Here is a 19,244-nt window from a genome sequence, read left to right on the forward strand (position 1 = left end):
TTTCTTGCCTATTCCTCTTGTAAAATCGTTTGGGCAACTAGCTTCACGTATTGATCCATGCCATCTGGATTTGGATGGACCCGATCTTCATAAAACCAGGACTCTTGGTCATTACTCAAATCATACCAATCGATCAAGGTCATATTGTCGTATTTTTCCGCCATGCGCTCCAACATCCGATTGACTTCATTTTGCCAACGCTGTGTCGGTACCCGCACATTGATCCAGTAGACTTTGCGATCACCGATCTCATTCATAAAGCTGTCAAATTGGGCTTCTGTAAAGGAACCATTCGTCCCTAGCCCCACAAGGACGGTATCCCGTAAAAGATTTTTTTCTTTCAAGTCTTTGATCAATTCAGGGCTCGCATACAGCTGGCGCCCAACATCCCCATCAACTACCGCTTGGGTAAAGACTTCTTTCAAGTCAGCCGTTGCATCCAGCATCACAGAATCACCAAAAGCCGTGATTTCAAGAGATTCTGCTTTTTTCACTTGGGCTGCTGTTAGATCATACTTTTCCATGATATTTTTTTCATCTTCACTCGTGTTCGCCTCATCGTCCGTTTCATTGCCTTCAGCGTTCGCATTCTTTTGCGATTGCTCAGCCGCTTTTTTATTGGCCGCAATGTTGTCTCTCAACTGCTGCTGCTGGGCATCGACATAATTCGTCGGTGCAGTCACGACGCCAAACAAAGCAACGAGGGTAATGATTAAGCTGGGCACTAACCACGGTTTTTTCCAACTAAAAATTGGTTTACTGAACCAACCGCGGACCGTTCTGAATGTATCTTTGTACTGGAATTTACGCATTGGGTTTTCGATAAACCGATAGGACAATTCACTGATAAACAAGATCAAGAATAGTTCCACTAACGTGTGCATCAGCACGTTCTCACCGATATTTCCCACTTTTGCTTCGTAAAATATCATCACTGGAAATTGATACAAATAGATCCCATAACTGCGCTTGCCGATATAACTGAAAATCGGATTACTCAATACCCGATTCAAACTGGCTCCGGGATGAGCGGTGACTGCCACAAGAATCGTACATAGGATACTGATCAAGAACATGCCGCCATAATAGACAAAGGTTAAATGATCATCTAAGAAAAAGAACGCTGCGATCAGACCAGCCAAGGAAGCAAAACCAGAGATATTTAAGACCCGTTTGGCTTTTTGCGGTATCTCTTTCTTCAAGTGGGTACTTGGCCAAATGAATGCTAAGGCACTCCCCATCCAGATCGAAAAGAGCCGCGTATCCGTTCCATAATAGACCCGTGTTGGATCAGCGCCTGGTGTGTAAAGGACCGCTAACAGAATTGCCGATAAAATCGTGACTGCGGCAGTAAATTTAAAGGCGCGATGCCTCTGCTTGCCGATTTTCATCAACAAAATAAACACTAAAGGCCAAATCAGATAGTTCTGTCCCTCCACAGCCAGTGACCACAGATGGGTAAAGGGGGATTCATTGCCGAACCGATCAAAATAGGATAACCCATGATTGATCTGCCACCAGTTGTTGTAATACAGCAACGAGCTAACAAAAACCCCGCGCAAATTATTCAGCAGGTTTCGCTGGAACAAAGTGATATACGCTGCTGAGATAAGCAGCATCACCACCATTCCTGGATAAAGCCGTTTCATCCGCCGTACATAAAAATCTTTGACTTTGATTTTGCCGTTTTGATCCCACTCTTGCCTCAGCAAGTCAGTGATTAAATAACCTGATACGACAAAGAATACTGGAACTCCTAAATACCCGCCTCGCATATGAGTAGGTAGTAAATGATATAAAATAACGCCGATGACTGCCAAGGTGCGAATGCCGTCGAACCCGGTAATATAGCGGCTTGTACTTAAACGTTTGTTCATTCTCCAACCACTTTTCTCTAATTGATCCAATTGTTTCATAAAAAAACAATTTCAGCATGAACGCTATTGATTCCATACTCTCATAATTTACCAGAAATCCCCCATATAAAGCTAGCAACATCTGCTATATTTCAAAAAAATTAATTTTTGGCGAAAAAAAAGTACTTCTATAAAGAAATACTTTTTTCAACTCCTTTTTTACAGTTCTTCTTCATAAAACCGACCCAAAATCTGGACATTTTCCGCAATACTAACAAAGGCTTTTGGATCGGCTTCTTTCATAGCACTGCGCAGCATCGGCAGTTCAAAGCGTGTGACTACCGTCAGCAAAACCGTTTGTTTGTCATGTTTGTAGGCTCCTTCGGCTTCATTGATGATGGTAATGCCTCGCCGCATATGTTTTTGGATCGTCTGAATGACTTCTTCTGGGTTGCGAGTGATGATCGTCACCTGCATTTTCTTTTGTTTCGTAAAGACCGCATCCGTCACTTTTCCACTGACAAAAATCGCGATCGCACTATACAACGCATATTGCCAGCCAAACAAGATCCCAGCGGCGAACAAAATAACAATGTTAAAGAAAATCGATATCGAGCCGATCGTCTTCCCTGTCCGTTTGCGTATGGCAATGCTGACAAAATCCAGCCCTCCGGAAGAAAGACCATTCTTCAAGGCATAGCCGATCCCCACTCCATTGATGGCACCACCGAAAATCGCACAGATCATCGGGTCCGTCGTGACGGTTTCTTCTGGCAAAATTTGCACGAATAAGGATGTCAATAAAACAGTGATTCCAGTAAAGATCGTAAATTTGTGGCCGATCTTAAACCAGCCAAGAAAAAATAATGGCACATTCAACAATAATAGCGCAAGAGATAAGGGGATATAAAACCCGATCCATTCTCTTGAGATCGTAGTAATGATCTGAGCGACACCGGTAATGCCGCTGGAATAAATATTGCCCGGCTGATAGAAAAAATTGACCGCAATCGATGCCAGCAGTGCGTACACGATCGAGAATGAAAGTTTGTTGGCATATTCCGGATGAGGGAGCCATTTAAACAGAGGAGTCATTGCATTTCATAGCCTCACTTTTTTGATTTGCCTTTATTATACTTCAGCACATAAAAAAAGAAACGAGCAATGAAAGAAATGGGTGAATTCTCATGAACTTTTTTCATTCATTCACCAATTTCTATTTCATCACTCATTTCATCATGGGTTTAACGCTTATTCGTTTTCTTCAACCGTTGTTACATCAATGCTCAAGTCAAACAGTTGCATTGGTGAAACGGTACTTGGTGCTTGTGACATTGGATCAGCCGCTTTCCCATTTTTAGGGAAGGCAATGACTTCGCGAATGTTTTCTTCACCAGCCAATAGCATCACTAATCGGTCTAACCCAAGGGCGATGCCGCCATGTGGTGGGAAACCATAATCCAAAGCATCCAATAAGAAGCCAAATTGATTTTGCATCTCGCGACGTGAGAAGCCTAGCGCTTCAAACATTTGCTCTTGCACTTCCCGTGTATGGATACGCAATGATCCGCCACCTAGCTCGTAACCGTTTAGCACGATATCGTAGGCTTGCGCATAGACTTTTGAAGGGTCTGTCGTTAACAACGGCAGATCGCTTTCTTTTGGCAATGTGAACGGATGGTGAGCAGAAACATAGCGACCTGCTTCTTCATCGTATTCAAATTGCGGCCAGTCAGTAACCCATAGGAAGTTGAATTTGCTCTCGTCGATCAAGCCTAATTCTTTTCCTAATTTATTACGGATCGCACCTAACGTTGCTGAAACGATCTCAAAGGAATCGGCACCAAACATCAGAATATCGCCAACTTCCGCATTGGCTGCTGCAATAATCGCGTCGGTTGCTTCCGTTAAGAATTTAGCGATCGGTCCTTTCAATCCATCTTCTTCAACTTTGACCCATGCCAATCCTTTGGCACCAAATTGGCCAGCGTAATGACCTAGATTGTCCATGTCTTTTCTGGAGTATTTGTCTGCAGCCCCTTTGGCGTTTAAGACTTTCACAACGCCGCCTTTTTCAAGAGCCATTTGGAAGACTTTAAAATCAACGTCTTTCACAACTTCTGATAAGTCGATAAGCTCCATGTCAAACCGTGTATCTGGTTTGTCACTGCCGTAGCGTCCCATTGCCTCATCATAGGTCATCCGTGGGAATGGCAAGGTAACTTCGATGCCTTTGACTTCTCGCATCACTTTTGCCAATAGCTCTTCCGTATAGGTTTGAATTTCTTCTGCCGTCAAGAAAGAGGTTTCGATATCGACTTGGGTAAATTCAGGTTGACGGTCGCCCCGCAAATCTTCGTCACGGAAGCAACGTACGATTTGATAGTAGCGATCGAAGCCAGCACCCATCAATAACTGTTTAAAAATTTGTGGTGATTGTGGCAACGCATAGAAATGACCTGGATAGATCCGTGAAGGAACCAAATAATCCCGCGCGCCCTCTGGTGTTGATTTTCCTAGATAAGGTGTTTCGATATCTAAGAAGTCGTTCGTGTCTAAGAAATTGCGGATCGCTTGCGTCGTTTTCGCCCGCATCACGATGTTGTTCGTCATTTTTGGACGACGCAAGTCTAAATAACGGTATTTCATGCGAATCTCGTCGCCAACGGTTTGATCATCTTCAATCAAAAAGGCTGGTGTTTTTGCAGTGTTTAAAATCGTGATTTCGCTGATCATCACTTCATAGGCACCTGTCACCATTTTCGGATTGATGGCTTCTGGTGCACGATTGATGACTTGACCCGTTACTTCTAATACATATTCGCTGCGGCATTTGTCCGCGATTTCCCAGGCTTCTTTCGAAACCTCAGGATTGAAGACGATTTGCACGATCCCTTCCCGGTCGCGTAAGTCAATAAAAATCACGCCACCTAAGTCACGGCGCTTTTGCACCCAGCCTTTTAGTGTCACTGTCTGGTTTAAATGGGTCTCATTTACTAACCCGCAATATACTGTACGTTTTGTCATTCTTTTTCTCCTCACTCAAACATTTTGGTTGTCATTTCATCGTAGATCTCATCGAAGCGGGCATAAAGATCCGCTAACGGAAATTGTTTTTCTTCACGGCTTGCCATGGATTTGATATTGATCACTTGTTCTGCTAATTCTGTTTCGCCTAGAGTCAGAACCAACCGTGCCCCTTGTTTATCAGCAGATTTGAACTGGGCTTTGGCTTTACGATCCATGAAATCACGATCGGCAGAAAAACCGAAATTACGAATCGCTTGCACGACTTTCAGCGCTTCTAAATTGGTTTCTTGTCCCAAACCAACCACATACGCATCTAACTCATTCAAAGCAGGAATTACAACTTCTTCGGCTTCCATAGTGATCAATAAACGTTCGATCCCTAAAGCAAAACCAAAACCAGGTGTTTCTGGTCCCCCTAGCTCTTCCACTAAATGATTGTAACGACCGCCGGCACAGATGGTGGCTTGCGCCCCCATTTTTGGTGCCTCACTCATGATCTCAAAAATCGTGTGGGTATAATAATCCAGACCACGCACCATATTTGAATCGATCTCATAAGGGATCTCCAACGCATCCAGCATACTCGTTACGGTTTCAAAATGTGCCTTGGCATCTGGTGTTAAGTAGTCTAGGATCGATGGCGCATCCGCCACGAATTTTTGGTCACGCTTGTCTTTGCTGTCAAGGACTCGCAAAGGATTTTCATGCAAGCGGCGTTTTGAATCCTCACTAAGCTCCGCTTCATGGGGCGCTAGATAGTCGATCAACGCTTGGCGATAGTTTTGGCGTGTTTCTTTGTCGCCTAATGAATTGATGACCAAGCGCAATTGACTCAGTCCTAATTGACGATAAAAATCCATTGCCATCGCCATTGTCTCAACATCGGTCGCTGGATTTGCTGAACCGAAAACTTCGACACCGATTTGGTGGAATTGACGCAAACGGCCTTTTTGCGGACGTTCATAACGGAACATTGGTCCCATGTAAAACACTTTATAAGGCTTCGTATGTTCTGGTCCGAATAGTTTGTTTTCGACATAAGAACGAGCAATCGGTGCGGTACCTTCTGGACGCAACGTCACATGACGCTCTCCTTTATCGTAGAAATCATACATTTCTTTTGAAACGATATCCGTTGTGTCCCCGACACTGCGGGCGATCACTTCAAAGTGCTCAAAAATCGGTGTCCGAATTTCGTTGAATTGGTAATCGCGAAACACTAAGCGTGCTGTTTCTTCCACAAATTGCCATTTTTCGGATTCTCCTGGCAAAATATCGTTGGTTCCTTTTGGACGTTGGTAACTCATCGTATGCATCCTCCTATTTGTTTCATGGTTGCCCATGTTCTTTGCTTTCATTACTTGTTTGCTTATTCACCTATTGTTTGTTGCTCGTTGATGTGGGTGGGTTGTTCTCGTGCTTGGCTTTTGGGTATCTGCACGCTTTGTGGTTGGTTGCTGCTGGTCATCATCTATTCTGTCTTGCTCCAAAAGACAATCCCAGTGATTCCTAGTTTGGTTACTACGCTCCCTGCACTCGCCTAGTACTGTTCATCATCTGCTCTGTTCCGCTATGCGGACCAGTCATTGTGATTCCTAGTTTGGTTACTACGCTCCCTGTGGTCGCCTAGTACTGTTCATCATCTATTCTGTCTTGCTCCGCAAGCCAATCATAGTGATTCACAGCAAAAAACTCGCCCTTGTTTTTTTATACAAGGGCGAGTTTTGATTACACGCGGTACCACCTAAATTCGAGAAATGTTCTTCTCCTCTCGATTAACGCTCGGTCACGGAACAGCTTTTCTTCTGTTCATCTCCAGATTGTCTTTCCTTTACACGTCCTAAACTGCTTTCAGCCGGGGCAGTTTTCTCTTTTAAGGAATAGAATAAAGTACTCGATCCTTCACTGATTTTTGATATTATCTATAAACTACAAGAAAGCTATGAAAAAGTCAAGGTGTTTCACTGTCTTTTTCCCTCCGCTGCTTTCTAGTAGCATTTTCTTTAGTCGTCAACACAAAGAAGCTCTCCTTCTGTTTGCTTTTCTTCCTTTTTGCGTTATGCTGAATAACGAAGGTTTTGTTTCTATGAAAGGAGCTGTTTTTATGTCTTTATATTCAGGCTATATCCGTCAACCACACTACTATGAGACCGATCAAATGGCGATCATCCATCACGCCAATTATATTCGCTGGTTTGAAGAGGCCCGCGTGGAGTTACTCGCGTTCTTGGATTTACCGTATCATACCATCGAAGAAGCGGGCTTGATCGTTCCCGTGCTGGAAGTCAGTGCGCAATACAAAACGATGATTCGTTACGAAGATGAGGTGCGAATCGATGTTTTGGTCGACAAATATACTGGCACGCGTTTGGATTTTCGCTATGAGATCTACAAAACTAGTGATGGTCAGTTGGCAACGACGGGGACTTCAAAGCATTGTTTTTTAGCAAAAGAGACCAATCGCATCGTGCAGCTGAAGCGTAGTTTTCCTGAAATCCATCAACGATTTGCTGATTATGCCGCCCTGTCAGGGGAATAATCAATTCTGATCACTCATTTAAGTCAAAATCCTTGCTTTTTGAAACGGCTTTCGTATAATCAAAAGTAATTTCAGGGAAGGATGATGGCGATGTACGTGATTAAAGTTTTGCATGGTTACATTGGCAAAGATGGTCGTCGCACTCGTGAAAAAATTCCAGACAAGTTATGGGTCTTTGAAGATCGGAAGCAGTCCGAAGCATTTGCAGATAAAATTGGTGGTCGCGTCAAACCGTTAACTGAAGTCAAACAGCATACGTAAAGAAATAAGCCGTTATCGTCTTTTGCGCATAGACGATAGCGGCTTATCTTTTTTACTGCGAAACAGGATTAGTCATCTAATTCGGTTTCTAGTACTTCACCTGTTTGGGCATTGATTTTCACATCTGTTTGTTTGTTGCCATCTTCTACTTTGACTTCCCAATAGGTTACATTCATTTCTTTGTCTAAGGACCAATCTGTTGCTTGACCACCGCCAGCTTCTTTCACGGCGATATCAGAAATTTCTTCCAATGAAAGCAAGTTGGTTAGGTCCAATTGATCGGCATCTTTTTTGACACCGTTTTGTTCATCGGCATCCAATTTTTCCGTTCTTTCTTCAGAAGTTTCTTTGGTTTCTGCATCGATCTTCAATTCAAACTCATTCGTGTCATCCACGCCTTCTACTTGGTAGAAGTAATTGCCAAAAGAAGTATCCAAATCAATCGAAGTGATGGCTGCATCTGGGTATTTGTCTTGGAATATTTGGATCGCTTCTTCTACGGTCACCGTAGGTAAGCCCCCATTGGCGATCGCTGCACTGCTTGAAGAGCTGTCTGTTGCTTGTGACGACGTTGTTTCACTTGATGAGGCAACTGCTGTGCTTGAGCTGCTGTTTTGCGCAGGTTCTGAATTTCCAGTGTTGTTTTGTGTACATCCTGCCAATAATCCTAAAGCGGCAATTCCGAATAAAATAGTTATTTTTTTCATGTTTCATTCCTCCAATTGTTTGAGTATTCCTTTTTTCTATATATTTAGAATAACAAGTTCCCAAAGAAAAAGAATCAAAATTGCTTGAAGAAAATCTAAAAAAATCTTCATCTTTCTCTATCGCTTGGAAAGGCAAGTTTAAAGATACTGCCTTGCGGTTGATTGTCTGTCACGGTAATTTGGGCATGATACGTGTCTGCCAGCTGTTTTACCAATGAAAGCCCGATGCCTGAACCAGCAATCTGGCTAGAACGAGAATCTTCTACCCGATAGAACCGTTCAAAAATCAAGGCTTTCTTATCATCGGGAATCCCAATGCCAAAATCGGCGACGGTTAAAGACAACTGCCTTTGCTCTTGCGTCAAGGTCACATGAATCGGCTGATCGGCAGGTGAATACTTCGCGGCATTTTCTAATAGGTTTTGGATGATTTGCTGGAAGTCACGTTTATGTCCACGTTTCATACATTGGTTCTCCACAAAATATTCAATTGATTGCGGAACGATCGTCGCTTGTTTTTCACACTCTTCTCGGACGATCTGGGAAACATCAACAAGGGTCATTTCATCTTGGGATTGATTTTTTTCTAGGTCCAACAATTGATTGCTCAATGTTTCCAAACGCTTCGACTCTTTGTCGATAAACGCCATTGAGGAAGGAATGACTTCGGGATGTTTGGTTCCACGCCGCTGGATCAATTGGACATGTCCGCGAATCGCAGCTAAAGGTGTTCGCAGCTCATGGGAAGCATCGGCAACGAACCGTTTTTCCCGTTCGATCGTCTCTCGCTGTTCTTTCAATAATTTATTAAAGGCCAATGCCACCGAACGAATCTCGATGGGCTCTTCAGAAACCGTCAGTTCTCCTGTTCGACTTTGCTCAATGGCAGCAATTTCTTGCGCCATGCCGGTAAGTTTCTGACTCCATTTCCCGACACTCCAATAAATCAGCAGGCTGCCAATCACAACAGCGATCAGATTCAAGAAACTGCTGATCATAAAGAGACCATAGGCTAATTCCACACTATCCTCCCCATTGATAGCGATCGTCACCTGATCCCCATCGACTTCTTGGGTTTTCGTGTAATAGATGCCATCCTCTGTAAAAACGATGTCTTCGAGAAATGGCAGCACTCGTCCTTGATTGATATCGGCAAAAATCTCTTCCGCATCTTCTGATGAAACGACACTGCCATCGGCTAAGATCACTTGCAGGGCGTCTTCTTCATCTGCCGAAACATAGGCATTGACGAGAGTGTCCCAAGCATCCCCTGATGCCTCGCCTTTTTCGATGGCTTCAAGGATGTTGCTGGCACGATTTTCAATATGTTCAAACAAATAACCTACGGACAATAGAATAAACAGCAGATTGAAGAGAATCAACAGACCAAAGAGTATCAAGGAAAAGCGGCTCGTCAATTGAAACTGGGCTGTTTTTCTACGTTGGTTGACTGACTTATTCTTCATGGTCGGTCCTCAAGACATAGCCTAATCCTCGAACGGTTGCGATCATTTTGCCTTTGCCGCAAACATCTAGCTTGTTCCGCAGTGTACGGATATAGACATCTACAACATTCGTTTGACCGTCGTATTCATAACCCCAAATCTCATTCAATAGGTCATCTCTTGTTTTGACGACTTCCGGCTCTTTCATTAGTTCATATAAAATCCCAAACTCTTTGGGCGTCAATTCGATGGTCTCTCCAGCAATTTGAACCAAGTGCTTGGCGATGTCCATCATCAACTCCCCAGCCACTAATTGGTTTTGCTGGTTCTTTTGTTGTTGGGCTTCTCTTTGCAGCCGCCGATCGATCACCCGAATTCTGGCAAACAGTTCTTCGATTTCAAAAGGTTTCGTTAAATAATCATCTAGTCCGACATCAAGCCCCGTCACCACATCGGCGGTTTGATTTCTGGCGGTCATCATCAAAATCGGGATGTCGCTTTCTTTGCGTATCCGCCGTGCCACTGTGATGCCATCATAGATTGGCAGCATCCAATCCAATAAAATCAGATCAAAAGCATTTGCTTGCTGATTGAATAAGGCCAATGCCTCTTGCCCATCTTTGGCCCAGACCGTGTCATATCCCTCAAAAGTCAATTCGGTCTGGATAAAACTGGCTAAACTTTCTTCGTCTTCCACTAGCAAGATCTTCAAAGCCATATGCGTTCCTCCTCTGGTTTTGCTTCTATCATAACGGATTTTTTCGAAACTTCCTAACTGATTGAAAGAAAAAAAACATGAAGATTTTTTCATGTTCAACAAAAAAAGACGGCATGAACCAAGGTCCACTCCGTCTTTCGTTATTCCATATTTTTTGCTAGCTGATACGTGCCAACGAGTTCCCCTTGTTGGAGTTGAAGCACGTAAGGACATGTTTCAGCTAAAAACTCACGATCATGACTGATCACCGCTAACAGATCAACTTCCTTAGCGACTGTTCGCAACAGTTTTGCGACTTCTTCCATTTGCTGCAAATCTAACCCACTCGTTGGTTCATCGAAAAACAACAGGCGTTTACCAGAAAGCAGGGCACTGCCGATGGCAACTCGTTGTTTTTCCCCACCCGACAAGCTTTGCGGATGTCGGGCAAGGAGTGGTTTTAAGTGCAACAATGAGACAATTTCTTCAAAACGCGCTGGGTTTTGGGCTTTGATCAGCAGCTCTTTTTCCACCGTTTCAAAAAACAGCTGCAAGTTAACATCCTGCATCACAAGAAAGCTTTCCTGCAGCAGCTGCTTTTGGGTCCGCTTTTGTCCATTGATGGCAAATACTGCTTCTGGGCATTTTTTCAATCCTGACAGGACTTGCACCAACGTACTTTTGCCAGCACCATTTGGTCCAACGATCCCCACAGCTTGCTTCGTCGGCAATTGTAGTTCAGGCAAGTTAAGCGCCCAATTTCTGCTGTTTGCTGAGCGTTTTGATTGCTTGATCTGCAGATGCGTTGCCCTTAATCCAGACTTTTCTGGCAAAGATTCTCGGCAGTGCTGAGTTTCCAATGCCGCCTCGCCTACTTTTCGCAATCCCAACTCGTGAATTGCCTCCTCGGGCAGTGACAAAAGCTGAGCTGCTGGATAAGACGCCCGCAATCGTCCTGCTTCTAATAGACAGAAGCGATCTGCCAGTGGCGCCAAATACGCCAAGCGATGTTCGGCGATCACAATGGTTTTCCCTTGTTGTTTTAAAGAAGCCAATCCTTGAGTCAACTTTTGGATCGCTTCTTGATCCAAATTACTGGAAGGCTCATCCAATAAGAACACATCATGGGGCAACATCGTGGCTGCAGCGAGAGCAATCAGCTGCTTCTCCCCACCAGATAGGTCAAAGACACTAGCATCAAGCAATGGGGTCAGGGAAAACTGCTGTGCTACTTCGGTGATTCGCTGCCGAATGTTTTCTGGTGCGACGCCCGCATTTTCCATCGAAAAAGCCAACTCCGAATAGACATCCGTGGTGAAAAATTGAGTCTTGGGGTTTTGAAAGACGACGCCAATCGTCTGGGCATAATGGGAGAAATCGGCAACTGGCAAGTCTGTTTCTCCGACACGGATCTTCCCTTTCACTTCGGCGGGATACAGCTCAGGGATCAAGCCATTCAAAACATTGAGCAGGGTCGATTTGCCGCTGCCGCTAGCGCCGCACAAAACGATGACTTCCCCAGCTGCGACCGTCAAAGAGAGCTCAGATAATACGGTTCGATTTTCTCGTTTCACTGACACTTGTTCTAATGTGATCATCCAAGCCACATCCTTTTCACGATAAAGCCGCCTAATGCTAAAAAGACCAAGCCATCCCACCAGCGCAGCTTCAGTTCGTGGACGGTGGTATGGGGAGTTTCTGATGCTAACCCGCGAACCAGCGCCGTAGCCGACAGTTCGGTTGCGGTCTTTTCAGCCGACATCAGTAATGGGATCAAAAAATACTCCGCACTTTGCAGTGGATGAAGCAAGATCGATCCTGCCGACAGCGAGATGCCGCGAAAGCGCATCGCTTGGCGAATACTTTTGAAATCTTGTACCAGTGTGGGGAAAAAACGAAATAAGACTGCCAACGGGACTAATAATACATTGGGCACGTGCATTTTTTGCAGCGCCGCCATCCACTCACTGTTCTTCGTCCCGCTAATAGCAAAAGCCGCCGCCATGATCGTTGGTAATAAGCGGCGATAACCGACGGAAAAGAAATCCAGCAACACGATTAGTATGTGGTTGCCTTGGCGAAACAAAAAACTATCTGCCAGTGTCAGCAAGACAAACACGCCATAGAGCAGCAAGCCTTTTTTCCAAAAGCCGCTGACTATAAATAGCAGCAGCAAGAAAGTGACAAAGGCAAACTCATCGATCCAGCTGATGGTCACCATCATAGTAAAACTAGCAAAGAGAATCACCGCTAATTTGCTGCGGGGATCAAACCTTGTTTTCGACACATTCCTCACCCTTTATGCGATTGGATCGTTGGTTGAAAATGTTTTTCCATCAAGCGGCTACCAATACCTAAACCAGCCACCGCACCAATCAAAACCGCCAATGCACAAAGCCCTAACATCAAATTGGAGGTATGAGCAAACACGCCGGCAATGTAGGTTTCATCTTTTCCGCGAGCCACTAATGAATCAATGTAGGCATTCTTCATAAACCACAGGGGCAAGATCGGGCCCATCAAGCCAAAACTAAAAACGATATAACTCGCCAGTACGCGAACGTTCTCTTTGAGCTTTGTTTTGTATTGGATCAAATCAGCTGCTAAGGCACAAATCATATTGGGCAAAAAGGCCAATGGAAAATGTCCTGAAATCAAAAAAAAGAGCCCTACCACGGTACCCATAATGGTGATTGCGCCAAATTTCGGTACTTTATTCAATAAAATCAGATAGATAATGCCAGAAAACAAAGCGGTGACTGCTGGAATAAATAAATTATGAAAACCTGGGATCACAAAACGCAAAATCAATAAACAGACGCTCATTAAAAGAAAATAGATCGCTGTATAGATCCCTACTGCAATTAAATCTTGAACCTTTAGTTTTTTCACTGCGTATACGCTCCTTCTTGCAAGCAATCAATGAAAAAACCGTTGCTGCTTGCTTGTACAAACTTATTTTTACAAAGCCTCAGTATAGCACAAAGCAGACGTTTTTAGGGGGAGATATGCTTATCAACAGTCGATTTTCTTCTAGAACGGAACCAACAAACAGAGGTGTCTTCTGAATGGCTCCATTTCAACACACAGGAACCTTTAAAGATGCACTAATGGAAAATGATGCTTTCACACGCTTAGTTGTTTTCTCCTCTTCCCATCTTTGCGAAATTAATGAATAATAGATAAGGACAAACACTAAAAATCAGCACAGACTCGTCATCATTTTCTTTGTTAAGAAACCAGCAGGTTCTTCTATAAAAAACAATAAGCAAGCTGACTGTCGCTTTTTCGTTGAAGAAAATCAATGCTGTTGTGCTATGTAAACAGCATAAAACCAACTGTAAAAACATTTTGACACTTGATTTCAAGGCATTGTCAAAGACATTTGATCGTTAGAACGCAGACATTGTCCTACACTAATGGTAGAAGGAGCGGATAAAATGAACTTAAGCAAACAAATAAAAAAACATCGGGAACGATTAAGTCTCTCTCAGGAAGGGCTGGCAGAAAAACTCTATGTCTCCCGACAAACGATCTCAAATTGGGAGAATGAAAAAAGTTATCCTGATGTTCACAACTTATTATTGCTCAGTGTTCTATTTGATGTTTCTTTAGATGAATTAGTCAAAGGGGATGTTGAACAAATGAAAGAAACGATTGAGAAAACAGCAATGGATCGCTACACGAAAATAATGTTGGTCTTTACATTGTTGGCCGCATTATCTGTTGGGCCTGCTCTCTTTTTACCAGGACACTGGTGGATTGCCCCGCCTCTATGTTTTTGGCTCGTCTCCATGTATGCCGCATTGAAGATCGAAAAAATCAAGAAAACCCAAAATATCAAAACGTATAAAGAGATCGTTGCCTTCATGGAAAATCAAGACCTCGATGCCATTAGGAAAAAGCGGGACATCAAAAAAGATATCCTCTCAAAAACAGTCATCGTCTTGGCCTTTGCCTTGATTGTTGGCATCCTTGCATTGCTTAGTACACTGCCGTATTTACTGATGCGCTGACAAAAAACACAGGGTGCAGCTGCTTTTCATAAATGAGCAGCTGCACCCTGTGTTTTTTCATCTTCACCAATGTAAGCTTTCACAGGCCCGATTTCAAGTTTCTCTGCAGTATAATTTAAAAAATCAACTCTTTAGCTATCATAAAATCTATAACAATTCTGAGTTTTCTTTATAAATAAAAGGTGAAACTGTTTAAAAAAACAGATTCACCCTTCAACAACCTATTCAAAATCCGCATGCCGACCAAACATTTTTTCTGATGTTTCTCCAGTTTCTTCCATTAAATTCAATACCATGCCATCAAATATCAAAAACGCTAGCTGCTCAAAAGCTGAACCCATTGGTTGAGCGAAATCATCTTCGCTGCGTTCATTTTCTTCTTTCGTCGTTCCGGGCAAGACTAATACAGCATCGGCAAGTTTCCCAATTGTCGACTCTTTCTTCATTGTAACCAATGCTAAGTCAACACCGCTTTGTTTGGCTTTTTCCGCCAAACTCTTCAAGCTGCCAGTTTCTCCAGAACCAGAGCAGATGATTAATAAATCCTCTGGTTTTGAATGGGGTGAACTGATTTCTCCAACTAAGCTAACAGAAAACCCTAAGTGCATTAAACGATTTGCAAAAGCTTGAATCGCGATACCCGAACGGCCGGCACCATTTAAAAAGATGTGGTTCGCGGCTTTGATTTGATGAACAAAATTTTCAATTTCAGAGAGATCAATTTTCTTCACATTTTGAGTTAGCTCATTCAGTATATCCAGTGTGTAGTTTTTCATTCGATTATTCTCTCCTCTAAGCGATCGTTCTTCCGCCATCCATCAAAATCGTTTGTCCTTGGATATATGAATTCGCCGGATCAGCTAAAAAGATTGCTAAGTTCGCAACATCTTCGATCGTACCAAAACGGCGAACCGGAATTTTTTGAATAACTGCATCTAAACTTTCTTGCGTTGGGTAGTTCACTCGCATCATTTCACCAGTATCGATCAAACGTGGAGCGATCGCATTGACATTGACACCTCTTGGTCCTAATTCTTTTGCTAATCCACGAATTAGTCCTTCTCCTCCTGCTTTAGAGGCCGGATAGGAAACACCGCCACCCGTTCCGCTCAATGCAGAACCTGAACTTATGTAGACGATCGCCCCTTCGTTTGTCAAAAAATCATTGTAGAAAGCTTTGACTGTATTAAACAACCCTGTAAGATTGATACTTAACGTTTTATTCCATTCTTCAAAAGAAATATCATTCATTTTATTGGCAAAAGCCACACCCGCATTTAACACTAAGAAATCAATTCGGCCAAATTCTTTGAAAACTTTTTCACGAGCTTCTACCAAAGCATCCGGATTCGAGACATCCGCTTGAACAAACAATGATTGAACGTATTTTTCAGTAATTTCTTCAGCCGTTTTCGTCCCTGTTTCTGGATTATAGTCCACGATCACTGTGTTCGCTCCAGCGGCCGCAAATTTTTCGGCAATCCCTTTTCCAATTCCGTGTGCTGCTCCTGTTATTAATGCAACTTTTCCTTTAAAATTTCCCATTGATCTTTCTCCTCATTTCTTATTTTTGTTGATGATAGCGACTCCCACTTAAAACAAAAAGTGGGAATCGCATCAAGAATCAGCTATTTAATCGCTTCTCTTAGCGCTTGATATTGTGCTTTTTTATCTCCTGAGAATAGTGCGCCACCGACTACGATCATTTCTGCCCCAGCTTCGGCACATTCTTTAGCAATTTCTTTGTTTACACCACCATCGACCTCTATTTGAATCTTGCGATCACCAATTAGCTCTTTTGTCTGACGAATTTTTTCTAGGCTTTTGCGAATGAATGTTTGACCTGGTTGTCCAGGATTGATGGTCATGATCAAAATATAATCGATGTCATCCAGCAAATATTCTAAAATAGCTTCTGGCGTGCCAGGATTGATGACTACACCGGCTTTTCTTCTAGCCTTACGAATTTTTTGCAAAATCGAATGGATATGTGGTGTTGACTCGTAGTGAACAGAGATCATTTCTGCCCCTGTAGCAATCACATCATCAATATGATCTTTAGGATTTTGAACCATCATATGGACATCGAAGACCATTTTTGAATTCTTTTTCATTTCAGCGATCTGATTCGGGCCAAACGCAATATTAGAAACGAAATTGCCGTCCATCAAGTCTACGTGTAAAATTTCTGTCTTTTCTTCTTCTAAAAACTGGATATCGTCTTGTAAATGCATGATATCTGCTCCAAAAATCGATGGTAATATTTGTGCCATTTTTATATACGCCTCTTTCTTTTTTTATCTAGAACATTTTTTTAAAAAATTGTCGATAACCAGTAAGTGAAGATACTCCAAGGCCCTGTCAATACAAAGTCAGTTCCTTGACCTTGCAGGCCAACACCTGCCCCATTCAGCATTTCAGTTGCTCCCGGAGCGACATAACCTCCCAAGTACATAACAATGACACAAAATAATACTGTTGTAATAATCGATCGCAATAAGTTTCCTTTGCTCGCCATAACTGTCATGACGGACATATAAATAATCGACATCAAGATTCCGATTGGGAATGTTTTGATCCCAGGTAAAGCCAATGCACAAAGCATTACTAAGGGGATCGAAATAACAGTTGTCGTCGTTGTTGTCGGGTCGCCTAATCCTAGTGCTACGTCCATCCCGATATTCAAATCAGCATCTTCACCCATTTGTTTCGTCATAAAGTCTTTCGCAGCTTTTCCAATTGGCGATAAACCATCCATCAACACGCCTACTACTCGTGGCATTAGAACCATTACACCTGCAACGCCCATCCCCATTGGAATGATTTCAGTGATTCCTTGACGCGTCAGCAATCCTAAGAGAACACCCACAATCGTACCAATGATCACCGGTTCTCCCAGCACACCGATCCTTTTATTTACGCCTTCTAAGCTAACATCCAATTTATTTAAACCAGGAATAAAATCAATCAACTTATTCAATAACCAAGCAATGATCAACGTCCAGCCAGTATGAATGATCGTCGTACAAGTCGTGCCTTCTAAACCGTAGTATTCCTGCCACATTGGTGCTACCCAGTCACCAACAAACAAGGCTAAGACTGACAAAGCAACTGTTACACCAAGACCAATAAAGAAGTTATCAAAAATAAAGTAAGCCAATGCACCAGGTACTAGAAAATGCATATAATTCCAAATATCAACATTTAATGTTTTAGTTAACTTCAAACGGACAAGAACTAAATTGATAACTAAACCGATAGGAATCGCCAAGCCGGCAAAAGGTGCCATCCACGATGCCGCCCCAACAGCTGGCCAACCAATATCCGTGATCGTAAATCCTGAACCCATTTTTGAATAGTAATCAACTGCTGGATCTAATGACGTATTCAACAATCCTACAACTAAAGTTAGTCCGATAAACCCAACGCCAACTGTTAAACCAGCTTTTACAGCATCACCTAATTTCATTCGGAAGACTAATCCTAAAATCGTGATTATGATCGGTAAGATTGCTGAAGCACCCATACCCGTAATGGTTTGTACGATATTAATTAATGTATCCATTTCAATTCTCCTTTTAATGTAATAAACGAACATAAAATTGAAGCATCTGATATTATATAAACTATTTTTCTTATTTTCTTCATGTTCAACCAGAATATTTTTTGTAGAATATGATATTATGAAGTCAGTTTCAGAATTGTATGCCTATTCCGCTTTTGCCTCGAAACCAAAGCGGAACTGGTATACTTTTTAAGCGTTTTGAATCTCTTTTAGTTTTTCTAACAGATTTGCTTTTAGTTTGGCTTCATTAATCCCTGTAACAAATCCCATGATACTCATCACTGGTACATCAAGATCGCCCTTATAGTTGTTTGTTGTCAAGACAATATCAGCATTTTGACTCATGGACGGTAATTCCGTCATGCTACATTTGCTTAAACTGATATGAATATTGTTTTCTTTACATAAAGCCTTCACTTCATCTGCTGCTACGGTTGACGTTGCGATACCACTTCCACAAGCTACTAAAACATTTACTTTTTTCATCGTTGTTTCCTCCTCTTATTTTTCAGCAACGACTGCTGATATTTTCTCCATTACTTCTTTTGCTGACGTTGCTGACTGAATAGCTTTTACAAATGCTTCTTGTTGAATCAGGCCAATCACTTGTTTCAAGATTTGTAAATGCTGTGTCCCATCACTTAGCCCTAAAATAAAGAATAAATCAACATCTATTTCTTCATCTGCATCTTCCATTTTTTTTATTTTAATTGGTCGTTTTAATGTGACTACCGAAATAAATGAATGGTTGATATACTCTGGATCACCATGGGGAATAGCAACTGTGTGTGTTCCTAAATCTAATCCCGTCGGATAGTTTTCTTCTCTTTCAACAATGAAGTCGTAAAACTTTTCTTTGACATAACCTTTATCATTAAAAGTTTTAGCCATCTGCTTAAATAATTCTGTACGATCTGCACTATCTAAATTAAGAATAATTAGTTCTTCTTTGACATAATCATTTAACATGAATTTAGCTCCTTTACTTTTTTGGTGAGTGTTTCATTCCTTGACTAAATCATAAGCGCTTTCAATCAGATTTACTATTTCTGTTTTTCACAAAAAGTGTAAATAAATCTGGCTCAATTGTGATGTACATAGAAAAAGCAAGACAATCGGATTTGTCTC

The 19,244-nt window shown here is 42.3% G+C and carries 19 protein-coding genes and 1 other annotated feature; of the genes, 3 read left to right on the forward strand and 16 right to left on the reverse strand.

The annotated features are described in order from the left end of the window. Window positions 1-8 precede the first annotated feature (8 nt). From IGI84_RS13140 to hisS, 4 genes are all read right to left on the reverse strand, one after another. Window positions 9-1,877, reverse strand: a complete 1,869-nt coding sequence (locus IGI84_RS13140) for an acyltransferase family protein (protein WP_216691300.1) — start codon at window positions 1,875-1,877, stop codon at window positions 9-11. 198 nt (window positions 1,878-2,075) lie between these two features. Next, entirely contained in the window at window positions 2,076-2,951 is an 876-nt protein-coding gene (locus tag IGI84_RS13145; protein ID WP_005233887.1) for a YitT family protein, read from the reverse strand. A 156-nt stretch (window positions 2,952-3,107) separates the two neighbouring features. Further along, entirely contained in the window at window positions 3,108-4,883 is a 1,776-nt protein-coding gene (aspS, locus tag IGI84_RS13150; RefSeq protein ID WP_074536792.1) for an aspartate--tRNA ligase, read from the reverse strand. A gap of 11 nt (window positions 4,884-4,894) precedes the next feature. Beyond that, entirely contained in the window at window positions 4,895-6,193 is a 1,299-nt protein-coding gene (gene hisS, locus IGI84_RS13155) for a histidine--tRNA ligase (protein ID WP_060791494.1), read from the reverse strand. Window positions 6,194-6,596: 403 nt separating this feature from the next. Beyond that, window positions 6,597-6,801: a binding site (T-box leader), on the reverse strand. A 189-nt stretch (window positions 6,802-6,990) separates the two neighbouring features. On the opposite strand from hisS, the gene IGI84_RS13160 reads away from it, so the two are divergent. After that, window positions 6,991-7,425, forward strand: a complete 435-nt coding sequence (locus IGI84_RS13160) for an acyl-CoA thioesterase (protein WP_008379539.1) — start codon at window positions 6,991-6,993, stop codon at window positions 7,423-7,425. 90 nt (window positions 7,426-7,515) lie between these two features. After that, entirely contained in the window at window positions 7,516-7,686 is a 171-nt protein-coding gene (locus IGI84_RS13165) for a hypothetical protein (protein WP_008379536.1), read from the forward strand. 68 nt (window positions 7,687-7,754) lie between these two features. Here the strand turns inward: IGI84_RS13165 and IGI84_RS13170 are convergent, their stop codons facing one another. The 6 genes from IGI84_RS13170 to IGI84_RS13195 form a co-directional block, all read right to left on the reverse strand. Then, window positions 7,755-8,393, reverse strand: coding sequence for a PepSY domain-containing protein (locus IGI84_RS13170; RefSeq protein WP_194195187.1), 639 nt, complete (start codon window positions 8,391-8,393; stop codon window positions 7,755-7,757). A 107-nt stretch (window positions 8,394-8,500) separates the two neighbouring features. Continuing rightward, window positions 8,501-9,859 carry a sensor histidine kinase gene (locus IGI84_RS13175; protein ID WP_220426451.1) on the reverse strand — a complete coding sequence of 453 codons (1,359 nt, stop codon included), beginning with the start codon at window positions 9,857-9,859 and terminating at the stop codon, window positions 8,501-8,503. Further along, window positions 9,849-10,556 carry a response regulator transcription factor gene (locus IGI84_RS13180; RefSeq protein WP_220426452.1) on the reverse strand — a complete coding sequence of 236 codons (708 nt, stop codon included), beginning with the start codon at window positions 10,554-10,556 and terminating at the stop codon, window positions 9,849-9,851. Before IGI84_RS13180 ends, IGI84_RS13175 begins: the two co-directional genes overlap by 11 nt. Before the next feature lie 140 nt (window positions 10,557-10,696). Further along, on the reverse strand, window positions 10,697-12,133 hold the full coding sequence (locus IGI84_RS13185) for an ABC transporter ATP-binding protein (RefSeq protein WP_220426453.1): 1,437 nt from the start codon (window positions 12,131-12,133) through the stop codon (window positions 10,697-10,699). Next, on the reverse strand, window positions 12,130-12,831 hold the full coding sequence (locus IGI84_RS13190; RefSeq protein WP_200125554.1) for an energy-coupling factor transporter transmembrane component T: 702 nt from the start codon (window positions 12,829-12,831) through the stop codon (window positions 12,130-12,132). Before IGI84_RS13190 ends, IGI84_RS13185 begins: the two co-directional genes overlap by 4 nt. Continuing rightward, complete coding sequence (locus tag IGI84_RS13195) at window positions 12,828-13,427, reverse strand: MptD family putative ECF transporter S component (protein WP_016609843.1); 600 nt, start codon at window positions 13,425-13,427, stop codon at window positions 12,828-12,830. The genes IGI84_RS13190 and IGI84_RS13195 overlap by 4 nt, the downstream gene beginning before the upstream one ends. A gap of 548 nt (window positions 13,428-13,975) precedes the next feature. On the opposite strand from IGI84_RS13195, the gene IGI84_RS13200 reads away from it, so the two are divergent. Beyond that, the gene (locus IGI84_RS13200; RefSeq protein WP_220426454.1) at window positions 13,976-14,551 is read left to right on the forward strand and encodes a helix-turn-helix domain-containing protein; all 576 of its coding nucleotides are present in this window, start codon (window positions 13,976-13,978) and stop codon (window positions 14,549-14,551) included. A gap of 221 nt (window positions 14,552-14,772) precedes the next feature. Here the strand turns inward: IGI84_RS13200 and hxlB are convergent, their stop codons facing one another. The 6 genes from hxlB to IGI84_RS13230 form a co-directional block, all read right to left on the reverse strand. Next, window positions 14,773-15,327: a 6-phospho-3-hexuloisomerase gene (gene hxlB / locus IGI84_RS13205; RefSeq protein ID WP_259280113.1), complete on the reverse strand. Its 555-nt coding sequence runs from the start codon at window positions 15,325-15,327 to the stop codon at window positions 14,773-14,775. A gap of 16 nt (window positions 15,328-15,343) precedes the next feature. Continuing rightward, entirely contained in the window at window positions 15,344-16,096 is a 753-nt protein-coding gene (locus tag IGI84_RS13210; protein ID WP_220426456.1) for an SDR family oxidoreductase, read from the reverse strand. Window positions 16,097-16,179: 83 nt separating this feature from the next. Continuing rightward, window positions 16,180-16,824 (reverse strand): ribulose-phosphate 3-epimerase, encoded by a 645-nt coding sequence (gene rpe / locus IGI84_RS13215; protein ID WP_201691624.1) that lies wholly within the window; start codon window positions 16,822-16,824, stop codon window positions 16,180-16,182. 41 nt (window positions 16,825-16,865) lie between these two features. Next, a complete protein-coding gene (locus tag IGI84_RS13220; RefSeq protein ID WP_220426457.1) occupies window positions 16,866-18,116 on the reverse strand; it encodes a PTS transporter subunit IIC in 1,251 nt (416 codons plus the stop codon). A gap of 189 nt (window positions 18,117-18,305) precedes the next feature. Continuing rightward, window positions 18,306-18,602: a PTS sugar transporter subunit IIB gene (locus IGI84_RS13225; protein ID WP_201691622.1), complete on the reverse strand. Its 297-nt coding sequence runs from the start codon at window positions 18,600-18,602 to the stop codon at window positions 18,306-18,308. Between the two features lie 15 nt (window positions 18,603-18,617). Further along, window positions 18,618-19,085, reverse strand: coding sequence for a PTS sugar transporter subunit IIA (locus IGI84_RS13230; RefSeq protein WP_201691621.1), 468 nt, complete (start codon window positions 19,083-19,085; stop codon window positions 18,618-18,620). Window positions 19,086-19,244 lie beyond the last annotated feature (159 nt).

The sequence above is a fragment of the Enterococcus sp. DIV0008 genome (assembly GCF_050542615.1).
GTDB classification, from domain to species: domain Bacteria; phylum Bacillota; class Bacilli; order Lactobacillales; family Enterococcaceae; genus Enterococcus_D; species Enterococcus_D innesii.

Bases quoted from the DNA above. Each gene is read 5' to 3' on its own strand.
- hisS (WP_060791494.1), bottom strand. From the start codon at position 6,193: ATGAGTTACCAACGTCCAAAAGGAACCAACGATATTTTGCCAGGAGAA.
- rpe (WP_201691624.1), bottom strand. From the start codon at position 16,824: ATGGCACAAATATTACCATCGATTTTTGGAGCAGATATCATGCATTTA.
- hxlB (WP_259280113.1), bottom strand. From the start codon at position 15,327: ATGAAAAACTACACACTGGATATACTGAATGAGCTAACTCAAAATGTG.
- IGI84_RS13145 (WP_005233887.1), bottom strand. From the start codon at position 2,951: ATGACTCCTCTGTTTAAATGGCTCCCTCATCCGGAATATGCCAACAAA.
- IGI84_RS13165 (WP_008379536.1), top strand. From the start codon at position 7,516: ATGTACGTGATTAAAGTTTTGCATGGTTACATTGGCAAAGATGGTCGT.
- IGI84_RS13200 (WP_220426454.1), top strand. From the start codon at position 13,976: ATGAACTTAAGCAAACAAATAAAAAAACATCGGGAACGATTAAGTCTC.
- IGI84_RS13225 (WP_201691622.1), bottom strand. From the start codon at position 18,602: ATGAAAAAAGTAAATGTTTTAGTAGCTTGTGGAAGTGGTATCGCAACG.
- IGI84_RS13160 (WP_008379539.1), top strand. From the start codon at position 6,991: ATGTCTTTATATTCAGGCTATATCCGTCAACCACACTACTATGAGACC.
- IGI84_RS13210 (WP_220426456.1), bottom strand. From the start codon at position 16,096: ATGGGAAATTTTAAAGGAAAAGTTGCATTAATAACAGGAGCAGCACAC.
- aspS (WP_074536792.1), bottom strand. From the start codon at position 4,883: ATGACAAAACGTACAGTATATTGCGGGTTAGTAAATGAGACCCATTTA.
- IGI84_RS13180 (WP_220426452.1), bottom strand. From the start codon at position 10,556: ATGGCTTTGAAGATCTTGCTAGTGGAAGACGAAGAAAGTTTAGCCAGT.
- IGI84_RS13140 (WP_216691300.1), bottom strand. From the start codon at position 1,877: ATGAACAAACGTTTAAGTACAAGCCGCTATATTACCGGGTTCGACGGC.
- IGI84_RS13185 (WP_220426453.1), bottom strand. From the start codon at position 12,133: ATGATCACATTAGAACAAGTGTCAGTGAAACGAGAAAATCGAACCGTA.
- IGI84_RS13220 (WP_220426457.1), bottom strand. From the start codon at position 18,116: ATGGATACATTAATTAATATCGTACAAACCATTACGGGTATGGGTGCT.
- IGI84_RS13230 (WP_201691621.1), bottom strand. From the start codon at position 19,085: ATGTTAAATGATTATGTCAAAGAAGAACTAATTATTCTTAATTTAGAT.
- IGI84_RS13170 (WP_194195187.1), bottom strand. From the start codon at position 8,393: ATGAAAAAAATAACTATTTTATTCGGAATTGCCGCTTTAGGATTATTG.
- IGI84_RS13175 (WP_220426451.1), bottom strand. From the start codon at position 9,859: ATGAAGAATAAGTCAGTCAACCAACGTAGAAAAACAGCCCAGTTTCAA.